Below are 12771 nucleotides of genomic sequence, written 5' to 3'. Positions count from 1 at the left end.
CTAATAGGTATAATCAGCTATTGGAGGATATAGAAATGGCATCACAGGAAGGAAAATACAATATAAAAGCCGTGTGTAAGATGCTTGGCATCCAGGCAGGAACACTTCGTGCATGGGAGCGGAGATATTCGATCATTGAGCCCAAGAGAAACGAAGCGGGCCACCGGCTTTATACTGATGAACATATCTATATTATCAAATGGCTTATGAATAAAATTAAACATGGTTTTACAATAAGCCAGGCAGTCGACCTGCTGGAACACCATGGGAATAAAATATCACAGATTGTTGTGGAAAGCAGCGGGCAGAAGGATGTAGCAATGCAGCTGTCGGACGAGCTTCTTTCCGCTCTGATGTCATTCAATGAGCGCAAAGCCAAGGAAGTGATGGACAGGGCTTTCAGCCTTTTTACTCTCGAAAAAGTGACCATCGACATTCTGGGTTCATTGCTTGTTAAGGTAGGTGACATGTGGGAAAACAAAAAAATAACGGTGGCCCATGAGCACTATGCCTCCAGCTTTTTAAAAGGGAAGATTGGTAATATTATGTTTCATCTTCCTGTGGACAGCTATCTTCCAAGGGTGATAGCAGTATGCGGACTAAAAGAGACTCACGAACTGGGCCTTTTGATTTTTACACTTTACCTGCGGCAAAAAGGATTTGAGGTGATTTACCTCGGTGAAGGCATCCCTCCTGAAGATCTCGATACTGTCATCCGGGAGGTTGATCCTAAATTGCTATTTGTTTCCTGCACCATCGAAGAGCATTTGCTGTCAACAGTTGAATGGATAGAGCAGGCGGCATACAACCATCCCTCCCTCCAAATTGGCTTGGGAGGCCTGGGACTTGAATATTTATCCAATGATATAAAAACCAAATTTAAAGACATTATAATAGGGAACACCAAAACGGAATGGGATCAATGGATTCACCAAAAATTAAAAGAAGAAAAACGACCGCCTCTTTGGTCACAGAAGTGAGAGGATCATTAATCACCAACTGCCTTCTCACTCATATAGTGTAAGTAAAGAGATGCGGAATCGAATGTAAGGGGGACCAGAAATGCGGGTAGAGCGATTAACTTATAACAAGATCAAAATCTTCCTAACGTTTGATGATTTAAAGGAACGCGGAATATCCAAAGATGAGATATGGCAGGACATTCCAAAAGTTCACCAATTATTCCGAGACATGATGACCGAAGCAGACGATGAAGTAGGGTTTAAAGCAGACGGACCGATCGCTGTTGAAGTTTTTGCTTTACCGGCGCAAGGAATGGTGGTCATTGTGACAAAAGGGCATAACGAGTATGAACTTGAAGATGAATACGATGATGACTATATTGAAATGCAGGTTACACTTGATGAAAGTGACGAAATCTTCTATGAGTTTTCTTCCTTTGAAGATGTGATTGCACTTGCACAACGCCTGAAACCTTTAAATTTGGATGCTGGCGTTCTCTACTCGTTCGAAAATTGTTTTTACTTGAAATTTGAAGAACATGACCTTACAGAAATCGAATTGGATACTTTGATTGCGCTGATGGCCGAGTTTGGCAGTTCATCTACGATTACGAGCCACAGGGTGATCGAATACGGAAAAGCACTGATGGACAGTCATGCGATTTCGCAAATTAATAAGTATTTTAATTAAGCTCCCGTCCAAACGGGAGTTTTTTTAGTTCAAAAGGCGGTGTTTGCTATTACATCAAGCACTAAACGTGGTATGATAGATTGGATTTCCTCAAAGAAAAGCTCATACGGAGTGGCAGGGAATATACTGATAATACATATATTTTGGGTAGGAGTGATTCTTAACAATGAAGATTGCAGTATTATATGGCGGCATATCTGCTGAACGAGAGGTTTCCATCTCCTCCGGCAAACAAATCATCAATGCTCTTGAAAGCAAAGGACATGAAGTGATTGGTGTTGACTTTCATCCCGACCGTCTCGATGACATTATTCATCTTGATGTGGATGCTGTTTTTATAGGATTGCACGGGCGTTATGGCGAAGACGGCCGCTTGCAAAGCTTGCTTGATATGCTGAAAATTCCATATGTCGGTTCAGGCGTTCTAGCCTCTGCTCTTGCAATGGATAAAGCAAGGTCCAAGCAGTTTTTTAAGAATGCTGGTATCCGCATCGCTCAAGAAGTGGTGCTGGAGAAAAAGCTGTATAAGGAAGATCAGCTGGATGTGCCATTCGGTTTTCCATTGGTGGTTAAACCCAACCATGAAGGCTCCACCATTGGGTTAACGATTGCAAAGGACGAAGAAGAAATGCTGAAGGGAATTTCTACAGCCATGCTTCACGATCAGACCGTCCTGATTGAAGAATTTATCTCAGGAAAAGAAGTAACCGTAGCGGTTATGGGAGATAAAGGGGATGTCAAAGCTCTTCCTGTTGTTGAAATTGTACCGAAAAATGAATATTACGATTATGAATCTAAATATGCCGCAGGCGGCAGCGTCCATTATGTTCCTGCACGACTGGATGAAGAAACAACGGGTTTGCTTCAAAGGCAAGCGGTGGATGCTCATGAAGTATTGGGATGCGAGGTTTATTCACGTGTTGACTTTATCGTTCCGGGAGATGGAACCGATCCAGTTATTCTTGAAGTAAATACTCTTCCTGGCATGACACCTACAAGCTTATTTCCGGATGCGGCAAAAGAAGCAGGTCTTTCTTACCCTGAAATGATTGAACAGCTTGTTCAGCTTTCACTAAAAAAATAAAAGTTGCCCTTCTGTTGGAACAGGAGGGCTTTATTGCTGACTTTTTTGCGGATGGGAAAAAAGTACCGTAAGCGCTTACGTTTTTCGGGACATTCTTCAAAATTCCCTTCTCATGGAGCAAACAAAGGTGTATACTGTCTCTGAAGATTGACTAAACTTTAGAGGTGACATTAATGGGAGGTAAACAAATGACTGCCCAAAACGCAGCAGATCACAAATCAGAAAATCATGAAAATAACAATGTGCTAACCGCAACACAATCCGTGATTGGGGAAGCATTGGATAAATTGGGATACCCTGAAGAAGTATTTGAGTTGTTGAAAGAGCCCATCCGAATGCTGACTGTCCGCATTCCTGTAAAAATGGATGACGGATCCACTAAAATTTTTACAGGTTACCGTTCTCAGCACAATGACTCTGTCGGACCTACAAAGGGTGGCGTGAGATTCCATCCAAGTGTAACCGAAACAGAAGTAAAAGCGCTTTCGATTTGGATGAGCCTTAAGGCTGGAATTGTGGACCTGCCTTATGGAGGCGGTAAGGGGGGCATTATTTGCGACCCGAGAAACATGTCATTCCGCGAGCTTGAACGCTTAAGCCGCGGTTATGTTCGCGCAATCAGCCAGCTTGTAGGTCCTACAAAAGATATTCCTGCTCCAGATGTATTCACGAACTCCCAGATTATGGCGTGGATGATGGACGAATACAGCCGGATCCGCGAGTTTGATTCTCCCGGATTCATCACCGGTAAACCATTGGTTCTCGGCGGATCCCATGGACGTGAAACCGCTACGGCAAAAGGTGTGACCATCTGCATCCGTGAAGCCGCTGCAAAACGCGGTTTTTCCCTTGAGGGTGCGCGTGTGGTCATACAGGGATTTGGAAACGCAGGAAGCTTCCTGGCGAAATTCATGCATGATACTGGCGCAAAAGTAATCGGAATCTCCGATGCCTATGGTGCCCTGCACGATCCGGATGGACTGGACATCGACTATCTGCTGGAAAGACGCGACAGTTTTGGCACGGTTACCAAATTATTTAAAGACACCATATCCAATAAAGAACTATTGGAGCTGGATTGCGACATTCTGGTTCCGGCTGCCATTGAAAACCAGATCACAGCCGAGAATGCCCACAACATAAAAGCTTCCATCGTTGTGGAAGCAGCAAATGGACCAACGACGCTTGAAGGTACAAAAATACTGACAGAACGCGGTATTCTCCTTGTACCGGATGTGCTGGCAAGTGCCGGCGGCGTAACCGTTTCTTATTTTGAATGGGTGCAAAACAACCAGGGCTACTACTGGACCGAGGAAGAAGTCGAGAAGAAGCTTGAAACCGTGATGGTCAAGTCATTCAATAACGTGTATACAACCTCAACGAACCGCAAAGTGAACATGCGGCTTGCCGCTTACATGGTCGGTGTCCGCAAAATGGCGGAAGCTTCCCGCTTCCGCGGATGGATTTAATTTTTTGCAAATAACGGTTCAATCCCCTATCATTACTTTCAGATAGGGGATTTTTTTGTTTTTGGATAATTCAATCCTCTGATTGAATACTATGGTTGTGCAGACAAAAGATCCCTACAGATAAAGACCAGGAGAGTGGAGAAATGAAGTACGATGTTGTGATTATAGGCGGGGGTCCCTGCGGTTTATCCGCAGCAATCGCCGTAAAAGAAAAAGGGCTATCCTATTTGGTCATTGAAAAGGGGAACATTGTAGAAAGCATCTACAACTATCCGACGCATCAAACCTTTTTTAGTACCAGTGAAAAGCTCGAAATAGGAAATATGCCTTTTGTGAATGAAGAAAGAAAACCAAGAAGAATCCATGCTTTAACCTACTATCGGGAAGTGGCGAAGCGGAAGGAAATTAACATTCATACGTATGAGAAGGTCACCGGGGTAGAGAGAATCAATGACGCTGAATTCACTGTCCAGACCGAAACGGTAAAAGGTGAACAGCATGAATATTCCTCTGGTGCCGTCATCATCGCCACAGGCTATTACGATAATCCGACGTACATGAATGTAAAAGGTGAAGACCAGGGACACGTTTTCCATTATTTTAAAGAAGGACATCCATACTATGATAAAGACATAACCGTCATTGGGGGAAAAAATTCAGCGGTCGATACGGCGCTTGAATTGCAGAAAGCCGGGGCGAGGGTTACGGTTCTTTACCGTGGACAGGACTATTCCCCAAGTGTAAAACCGTGGGTGCTTCCCGATTTTGTATCCCATGTGAATCATGGAAGAATTGCAATGCACTTTGGAGCAAATGTGCTTGAAATCGGGGAAGACCATGTCATCTATGAGAAAAATGGAGAAGAAGCTTCAGTGAAAGCTGACTTTGTATTCGCAATGACTGGTTATCATCCTGATCATAGTTTTCTGCATAAAATCGGCATCGATATCGACAAGGAGACCGGCCGTCCGGCACACCATCCGGAAACCATGGAAACGAACGTTAAAAATGTGTTCATTTGCGGGGTCATTGCTGCCGGTAACAACGCCAATGAAATTTTCATTGAAAATGGCAGGTTTCATGGCCATCTCATTGCAGAAGCCCTTACAGCTCCGCGGCAATAACGCGGGGCTTTTTTTTTTTTTTTGCGATTTCCTGCAAACCCGCTGTGTTATGATACGAAAGAGGTGTATACATATGACAAAAAAAGTGGCATTAATAACGACAGGCGGAACGATTGCCAGCAAGCCGAATGAAACGTCAGGACTTTTGTCTTCGGGCGCTCTTACAGGAGAAGAGCTTGCTGATATGATTGAACTTCCCAGCGACATTGAAGTGAAAATATTTTCGCTGTTTCAGGTTCCAAGCATGCACATGACCTTTGATCATTTGAAGGTGTTGAAAGAAGCAATTGAAAATCTGTACCGTGAGGATCAATATGACGGTGTGGTAATCACCCATGGCACCGACAGCATCGAAGAAACCGCATATTTCCTTGATTTGACGGTAGCGGATGAGCGTACAGTGGTCGTTACCGGTTCCCAACGATCACCGGGAGAAACCGGAAGCGACTCCTACACAAATATGCGCCATGCGATTTACACTGCCTGTGATCCGGACTTAAAGGGTTCTGGTACCGTAGTGGTGTTCAATGAACGGATTTTTAGTGCCAGGTATGTAAAAAAGGTGCATGCGTCCAATCTTCAGGGCTTTAATTCATTTGGATTTGGCTATCTGGGGATTATTGATAATGATAAAGTGGTTCCCTATCAAAAACCGATCAGCCGGGAAGTATACCCCCTCCACAAGGAAGTGCCTCAAGTGGATATTATCAAATGCTATATTGGTGCTGACGGGAAATTTATCAAAGCGGCCATGGATAGCGGGGTAAAGGGACTTGTTCTTGAAGGGGCCGGTCGCGGCCAGGTGGCCCCGCTGATGATGGAAGCGATCGTGGATGCAGTGAAATCAGGCATTCACGTCTTAATCACCACCAGTTCAGAAGAAGGTCAAGTGTATCCGACGTATGACTACCTGGGAAGCACATATGACCTGGTTGAGAACGGTGTAATCCTCGGCAAGGATTATGACAGCAAAAAAGCAAGAATCCGGCTTGCCGTTCTGCTTGCCGCACAGGAGCAAGACCGTATCAATAGCATTTTCTAATCAATGGACACCAGCGCTTGTCGGACCTGGGCAAGGTGCTGAAGCTTTTCTTTTGTAAAATTGACAATTTGTTTATAAAACGGGTCTTGTTGTTCCCATTCTTCTTTTTCCATGGTACGATGAATGAAAACAGCTGAAAAGAGGGCTGCTATGTTTGGAATCATTTCAGCAGGGCTCGCACCTGCTATTGCCCTGCTTGCTTTTTTTTATCTGAAAGATAAATACGAGACAGAGCCTGTATCAATGGTGATCCGTTTATATATTTTCGGGGCTTTGCTTGTTTTTCCCGTAATGGTCATTCAATTTGGATTTAAAGAAGAACTTATGGTCTCACCGCTGACGGATGGAATCCTATTGTCGGCGCTGCTTGAAGAGTTTCTAAAATGGTTTTTAGTTTTTTATTGTGCCTATATGCATGCCGAATTTAATGAGCCATATGACGGTATTGTGTATGCAGTATCTTTATCCCTTGGATTTGCTTCCATGGAAAACATATTCTATTTGTATGTTCATGGTGTGAATGAAGCATTGGGAAGAGCATTGATGCCTGTATCCAGCCATGCGCTGTTTGGCGTTATCAGCGGATACTACTTTGGAAAAGCCAAGTTTTCATCCGGCTCCAAGAAAAAATGGCTTCTCGTGTTTTCTCTAATCATTCCGTTTGCTTTGCACGGAGTATATAATTGGATTTTATTGGCTTTCGAGCAGGATTTTTTAATTGCCATGCTTCCGTTCATGCTATTCCTTTGGTGGCTGGGGTTAAAAAAGGTGAAACTTGCCAATGCCCACAAAACTGCTTGGCTGGCAAGACAAAAAAATATTGGTTCATAAAACCCGAAGATGTGTGCTTCGGGTTTTTTGTATGGTTTCTTTTTGTATAAAATGCTGAGATTTACAAAAGCTAACACCATCATACAAAGCTGAGAATATTTCACAGGAGGCACTTTCCATGAAGAAACCAATGCGTTACATAAAGCGGACGCTGTTGTTTTTAATTGCGATATTTTGTTTTTTGACCGGATTTACTCCGGAAACCACTCATGCTTTTACCCCCCAAGTCATTCAAAAAGGAGCAACGGGTGATGATGTAATCGAGCTTCAATCCAGATTGCAGTATATCGGTTTTTATAATGGTCCGATAGATGGCGTCTTTAGCTGGCGAACGTACTGGGCGCTCCGTAATTTTCAGTATGAAAACAGGGTGAAAGTGGACGGTCTGGCCGGTTTTACGACAAAAAAGAAACTGGCGGATCAAACGAAATTTGATTATGGATGGGTGCACAAGCAGATCCGAAAAGGCAACAAATTCACAACCTATGGCGGTGTAGCGAAAGAAAAGCAAGTCAAAAAATCAACAGGCAAAACCGGTGCCGGTGCAAAAGGCACACCCCCCAAGCAGGGAGCAAAGGGAAAAGCTGCAAAACCTGGCGCAAAAGCGGCAGTGAAGGTACGCACACCGAAGCAGGGAGCAAATATCCCGGACGGTTATTCACAGAATGATATCAATTTAATGGCAAATGCGGTATATGGCGAATCACGGGGCGAACCCTATATCGGTCAAGTCGCTGTAGCAGCGGTCATCATCAACCGGGTGGAAAACTCTGAATTTCCGAATACGGTTTCCGGCGTTATTTTTGAACCTGGTGCCTTTACAGCAGTGGCGGATGGACAAATTTATTTAACTCCGAATGAAAGGGCTAAGAAAGCCGTCATGGATGCATTGAATGGCTGGGATCCAACCGGTGAAGCACTGTATTACTTTAACCCGGATACAGCTACATCAGGCTGGATTTGGACACGGCCTCAAATTAAAAAAATTGGTAAGCATATCTATACCAAATAACGGAGGTGATTTCCTTGATACGAAATGTATTGATTGCTCTTCTAGTAGTGGCCGTTGCAGGTACAGGGTATTGGGGATATAAACAGCAGCAGGAAAAGAATGCGATACGAATTCAGTCAGAAAATAACTATCAGCGCGCGTTCCATGATTTGAACTTTAATATCGATGCACTGCACGACAAAATCGGTGAGACTCTTGCCATGAACTCAAAGCGCCAAATTTCCCCGACATTGGCACAAGTATGGCGCTTAACGTCAGAAGCGCATAATAATGTGGGACAGCTGCCTCTCGGATTGCTGCCGTTTAATAAAACGGAGGATTTCCTGACGAAAATGGGAGATTTCAGTTACCGTGTCTCATTAAGGGATCTTGAAAAAAAGCCACTCACGGATAAGGAATACAATAAATTGAAGGAACTTTATGCGAATTCTTCCAGCATTCAGAATGACTTGCGCAAAACAGAAGCAGTGGCAAGCAAAAAGAATATACGCTGGACAGATGTCGAAATGGCATTGTCCAAAAAAGACCAGCCACAGGATAATACGATTATTGACGGTTTCAAAACGGTTGACAAAGCTTCACAAGGATATGGTGAAACCGACTTCGGGCCGGAAGTAGCAAGCATGCATAATGCGAAAAAACGAAACGTGAACAAGCTTGAAGGCCGCAACATCACGAAGGAAGAAGCCAAAAAAGAAGCAATTAAATTCTTCCAATTAAAGAAAAATGTAAAGATTACTGTAAAAGAAACGGGTAAAGGCTCTCAATACCGGGCCTATTCCATTACGATGTATAATCCGGATACAAAAGCCACCACGTACATGGATGTGACCAAAAAAGGAGGATACCCGCTCTGGGTGCTTCAGGATCGTAACGTAGGTGCACAAAAAATCAGCGTGAATAAAGCGCAAAAAGAAGCCATATCCTTTCTAAACATGCACATGAAAAGCAAAATGGAAGTGGTATCGGCAAACCAGTATGACAATATTGCTGTATTTACCTTTGTCAGCACAAAAGACGGAGTGAGAATTTATCCTGACACGGTCTCCATCAAAGTCGCACTCGACAATGGTGATATCATGGGGTACCAGGGCACAGATTTCCTCACTTCCCATTATGACAGGAAGATTCCGGCTGCAAAAATTACGGAGCAGCAGGCAAGAACGAAGCTTAACCCGAAATTTAAAGTGATGGAAAAGCACATGGCCATCATTCAGAATGACGTTAAACAGGAAGTGTACTGTTATGAATTCCTCGGTGTGCTCGGCGATGAAACATACATTATTTATATCAGTGCGCAAAATGGGGATGAAGAGCAAGTGAAGAAATTGCGCGAAGGGCAGCCAGATTACGCTTCCTTGTAAGGAAGGTTTGAAGGAACAAAGGAAAAGTCATTTGACTTTTCCTTTTTGCCGTGCCTTTACAGGGTATAGAGGGACAGGGGATTGGTTATATTAGTTCCAAATATGGAGGGGACTGACATGAAAAAAGTAGAAAATCTGCTCGTAAAGCTTGCTCTGATTCATCTGGTTTTTCTTCTATTGTCTCAATGGGTGCTGACACATGACAGCTGGAAGAGGAATGTCAATAAGAGCATTTATTATGAAGGGGTCATCAAAGGAAACCAGCCAAGGACAACCGAGACCATAGACCACCAATAAGCTTTATGGTATAGTTAATGGCGGAAAGTTACCTATGAATAGTTATGATTCTTAGCTTACAAAAAAGCAGGGTAAATACCTGCTTTTGTTCGTATGGTACTAAAATATGTTGTTTGATAAGCAGGAGGAAACATGAACAAGAAATTAAAAATCGCCATTGACGGACCGGCCGGAGCGGGTAAAAGCACAGTCGCCAAGTTGGTCGCAGATCAGCTTTCCTACATTTACATAGATACAGGAGCAATGTATCGTGCACTTACTTATAAAGCGCTTGAGTCGGGCAGTAATTTGCATGAAGGCAGTGTTTTGCAGTCCCTTCTAAAAGAGACGGAGATCGAGCTTGAAATCACCGATGCCGGACAGGCTGTTATTCTTGACGGTAAAAATGTTTCAGAGGAAATTCGAAGCGCCGAGGTCACAAATAATGTTTCATTTGTTGCCACTCCCCAGGATGTGCGTGAGGAGATGGTCCGCCGGCAGCAAAAGCTGGCAGCCCAGGGCGGCGTCGTGATGGATGGCCGTGACATTGGCACACACGTTATGCCGGATGCGGAACTGAAGGTGTTTCTGGTGGCATCCGTAGAAGAACGTGCCAAGCGAAGATATGAAGAGAACCGGAATAAAGGGTACGAAACCAGCCTGGAACAACTAAAAGAAGAAATCAGCCTGCGCGATAAGCGTGACTCTGAGCGGGAATTTGCTCCTTTGAAAAAAGCAGATGACGCAATAGAGCTTGACACCACATCAATGTCCATTCAAGATGTTGTTAATGAAATTCTTCATTTGGTGAGTGAAAGGGCTGAATAATAAGTGAACCTTTACAGATTTGGGAAGATGGTCTGCGGCGCATTTTTAAAAAGCATGTACCGCATCGAGGTTAGAGGAGTGGAAAATATTCCCAAAACCGGCGGGATTCTGCTCTGCAGCAACCATATTAATAATTTTGATCCTCCGCTCGTCGGAGTAGCCGCGTCAAGAGATGTTCATTTTATGGCCAAGGCAGAGCTTTTTGACATGCCCATCCTAAAAACGCTTCTACCCAATATCAATGCATTTCCGGTCAAACGCGGAATGAGCGATAAGCAAGCGTTGAGAAACGGCCTGAATCTGCTAAAAGAAGGCAAGGTCCTCGGTCTTTTTCCTGAAGGCACAAGAAGCAAGACAGGAGAACTCGGACAGGGGCTTGCCGGTGCCGGTTTTTTTGCTTTAAAATCCGAAGCTGCAGTCATTCCATGTGCCATTAAAGGACAGTATAAGCGCGGCAAAACAGTTACCGTAATTTTTGGTAAACCGATTGATTTTTCTGAAATGAGGGAGCAAAAAGCTTCCGCTAGGGACGCAACAAACCTTATAATGTTAAATATAGAAAAGCTTCTAAAGGAATCATCGTAAAAGGCATACTGTATACATCCTTCAAATTGAAGGTTGAAAATATATACTTATACGAAATTGAGGAGGCAGTGACATATGGCTGACGAATTAAACACAAGTCTAGAAGAAACAAAGGTCCTTGAAGTGGGGGATATCGTAGAAGGTACCGTTTTAAAGGTTGAAGATAAACTGGCCATTCTTGATGTGAGCTACAAACAGGATGCGGTTCTTCCCGTCAATGAAATTTCCAATGTTTTTGTGGAAAAAGCTTCAGATTTCCTGAAAGAGGGGGACAAGGTTACAGTGAAAGTCACGTCCCTGACAGAAGATCAGCTGACCGTTTCAAAAAAAGCGGTGGATACTGTGAACTCATGGGAAGAACTCAACAAAAAGTTCGAGCAAAATGAGACATTTGAGGTTACCGTTCATGAAGTGGTCAAAGGCGGCCTTGTGGTTGACCTTGGTGTTCGAGGCTTTATTCCGGCCTCCATGGTCGAAAAACGATTTGTTGAAGATTTCACCGATTACAAAAACCGCACACTTGAAGTAAAGATTGTTGAGCTGGATCAGGAAAAGAACCGTGTGATCCTTTCACACCGTGCGGTTGAAGAAGAACTGGAATCCCAAAAGAAACAAGAACTGCTCAATAACCTTGAAGCAGGACAAGTGCTTGACGGAACCGTTCAGCGTCTTACTGATTTCGGTGCGTTTGTGGATATTGGCGGTCTTGACGGTCTTGTCCATATTTCCCAGCTTTCGCACAAACGGGTTGAAAACCCATCCGAAGTGGTATCGGAGGGAGATACAGTAAAAGTAAAAGTGCTTTCGGTTGACCGCGACAATGAGAGGGTTTCCTTGTCTATCAAAGAAACACAGCCCGGACCGTGGGAAAGCAATGTTTCCAGCTTATCCCCCGGAAAAGTTATTCAAGGCACCGTTAAACGTCTTGTTTCCTTCGGTGCATTTGTGGAAGTAGCTCCTGGTGTTGAAGGTCTTGTCCATATTTCCGAGATCAGCAACCGCCATATCGGAAGTCCTGGTGAGGTATTGTCAGAAGGTGAAACGGTTACCGTAAAAATCCTAGATGTAGACACGAAAGAGAAAAGAATTTCACTCAGCATTCGTGCAGCCCAGGAAGATACTGAGCAGAAGGATATCCGAAATAATTTTCCTAAAGAAGAAAAAGGATTTTCTCTTGCAGACATGATTGGCGATCAGCTCAAAGGGCTTAAAAAAGACTAATTAAAAAGAACTCCGTCATTCTTTCCACACCTATCTTGTAGAAAGAACTCCACGGAGTTCTTTTTTTGAAGGGAAAATTAATCCTTCTGGTGGTTTCTTTTTCTGGCTTCTTCTGGTCCTTCGAGTGATGTTGCACCTGAGTATTTTAAGGACTGGTCACGATCGGATTCTACACGGTGTGATTCTCTCAGCTTTTTCTCCTGGCGGTCTTTTCCCATCTGGATTTCCTCCTTTCGCTTTTCTTTTATTATGACTGTGTGATTAGGTTTTATTCGATTGAGC

15 protein-coding genes are annotated in these 12771 nt (G+C 43.8%); 13 read left to right on the top strand and 2 right to left on the bottom strand.

Annotation, left to right across the window (positions count from 1 at the left end; all coding sequences use genetic code 11):
* Positions 1 to 35 precede the first annotated feature (35 nt).
* The 6 genes from QNH15_RS14500 to QNH15_RS14475 all read left to right on the top strand — a co-directional run bounded on the left by QNH15_RS14500 (position 36) and on the right by QNH15_RS14475 (position 6372).
* Complete coding sequence (locus QNH15_RS14500) at positions 36 to 980, top strand: MerR family transcriptional regulator (protein ID WP_283889090.1); 945 nt, start codon at positions 36 to 38, stop codon at positions 978 to 980.
* An 82-nt stretch (positions 981 to 1062) separates the two neighbouring features.
* Positions 1063 to 1653 carry a genetic competence negative regulator gene (locus tag QNH15_RS14495; protein ID WP_061970724.1) on the top strand — a complete coding sequence of 197 codons (591 nt, stop codon included), beginning with the start codon at positions 1063 to 1065 and terminating at the stop codon, positions 1651 to 1653.
* A gap of 166 nt (positions 1654 to 1819) precedes the next feature.
* Positions 1820 to 2737, top strand: a complete 918-nt coding sequence (locus QNH15_RS14490; RefSeq protein WP_283889089.1) for a D-alanine--D-alanine ligase family protein — start codon at positions 1820 to 1822, stop codon at positions 2735 to 2737.
* Positions 2738 to 2925: 188 nt separating this feature from the next.
* A complete protein-coding gene (locus tag QNH15_RS14485; protein WP_061970721.1) occupies positions 2926 to 4206 on the top strand; it encodes a Glu/Leu/Phe/Val family dehydrogenase in 1281 nt (426 codons plus the stop codon).
* Between the two features lie 143 nt (positions 4207 to 4349).
* Positions 4350 to 5330 carry a YpdA family putative bacillithiol disulfide reductase gene (locus QNH15_RS14480; protein ID WP_283889088.1) on the top strand — a complete coding sequence of 327 codons (981 nt, stop codon included), beginning with the start codon at positions 4350 to 4352 and terminating at the stop codon, positions 5328 to 5330.
* Positions 5331 to 5403: 73 nt separating this feature from the next.
* A complete protein-coding gene (locus QNH15_RS14475; protein WP_283889087.1) occupies positions 5404 to 6372 on the top strand; it encodes an asparaginase in 969 nt (322 codons plus the stop codon).
* Here the strand turns inward: QNH15_RS14475 and QNH15_RS14470 are convergent.
* Positions 6369 to 6536, bottom strand: coding sequence for a hypothetical protein (locus QNH15_RS14470; protein ID WP_156412562.1), 168 nt, complete (start codon positions 6534 to 6536; stop codon positions 6369 to 6371). The two genes, QNH15_RS14475 and QNH15_RS14470, sit on opposite strands and share 4 nt — an antisense overlap.
* Between QNH15_RS14470 and prsW the strand changes: the two genes are divergently transcribed.
* The 7 genes from prsW to rpsA all read left to right on the top strand — a co-directional run bounded on the left by prsW (position 6523) and on the right by rpsA (position 12489).
* On the top strand, positions 6523 to 7203 hold the full coding sequence (gene prsW, locus QNH15_RS14465; protein WP_283889086.1) for a glutamic-type intramembrane protease PrsW: 681 nt from the start codon (positions 6523 to 6525) through the stop codon (positions 7201 to 7203). The two genes, QNH15_RS14470 and prsW, sit on opposite strands and share 14 nt — an antisense overlap.
* Positions 7204 to 7321: 118 nt before the next feature.
* Positions 7322 to 8215: a spore cortex-lytic enzyme gene (gene sleB / locus QNH15_RS14460; RefSeq protein ID WP_283889085.1), complete on the top strand. Its 894-nt coding sequence runs from the start codon at positions 7322 to 7324 to the stop codon at positions 8213 to 8215.
* 14 nt (positions 8216 to 8229) lie between these two features.
* Complete coding sequence (gene ypeB, locus QNH15_RS14455) at positions 8230 to 9579, top strand: germination protein YpeB (protein WP_283889084.1); 1350 nt, start codon at positions 8230 to 8232, stop codon at positions 9577 to 9579.
* Positions 9580 to 9696: 117 nt separating this feature from the next.
* Positions 9697 to 9876 (top strand): DUF5359 family protein, encoded by a 180-nt coding sequence (locus QNH15_RS14450; RefSeq protein ID WP_283889083.1) that lies wholly within the window; start codon positions 9697 to 9699, stop codon positions 9874 to 9876.
* A gap of 132 nt (positions 9877 to 10008) precedes the next feature.
* Positions 10009 to 10683: a (d)CMP kinase gene (gene cmk, locus QNH15_RS14445; protein WP_283889082.1), complete on the top strand. Its 675-nt coding sequence runs from the start codon at positions 10009 to 10011 to the stop codon at positions 10681 to 10683.
* 3 nt (positions 10684 to 10686) lie between these two features.
* The gene (locus QNH15_RS14440) at positions 10687 to 11268 is read left to right on the top strand and encodes a lysophospholipid acyltransferase family protein (RefSeq protein ID WP_283889081.1); all 582 of its coding nucleotides are present in this window, start codon (positions 10687 to 10689) and stop codon (positions 11266 to 11268) included.
* Positions 11269 to 11343: 75 nt separating this feature from the next.
* Positions 11344 to 12489, top strand: coding sequence for a 30S ribosomal protein S1 (gene rpsA, locus QNH15_RS14435; protein WP_283889080.1), 1146 nt, complete (start codon positions 11344 to 11346; stop codon positions 12487 to 12489).
* 77 nt (positions 12490 to 12566) lie between these two features.
* Here rpsA and QNH15_RS14430 read toward each other — a convergent pair whose 3' ends face one another.
* Positions 12567 to 12707, bottom strand: coding sequence for a YpzI family protein (locus tag QNH15_RS14430; RefSeq protein WP_074440490.1), 141 nt, complete (start codon positions 12705 to 12707; stop codon positions 12567 to 12569).
* Positions 12708 to 12771: the final 64 nt, after the last annotated feature.

The sequence above is a fragment of the Fictibacillus enclensis genome (genome assembly GCF_030123385.1).
Taxonomy (GTDB): Bacteria; Bacillota; Bacilli; order Bacillales; family Fictibacillaceae; genus Fictibacillus_C; species Fictibacillus_C enclensis.
Note: the sequence above shows the minus strand (reverse complement) of the source record. Positions and strands in the feature narration are given on the sequence as shown.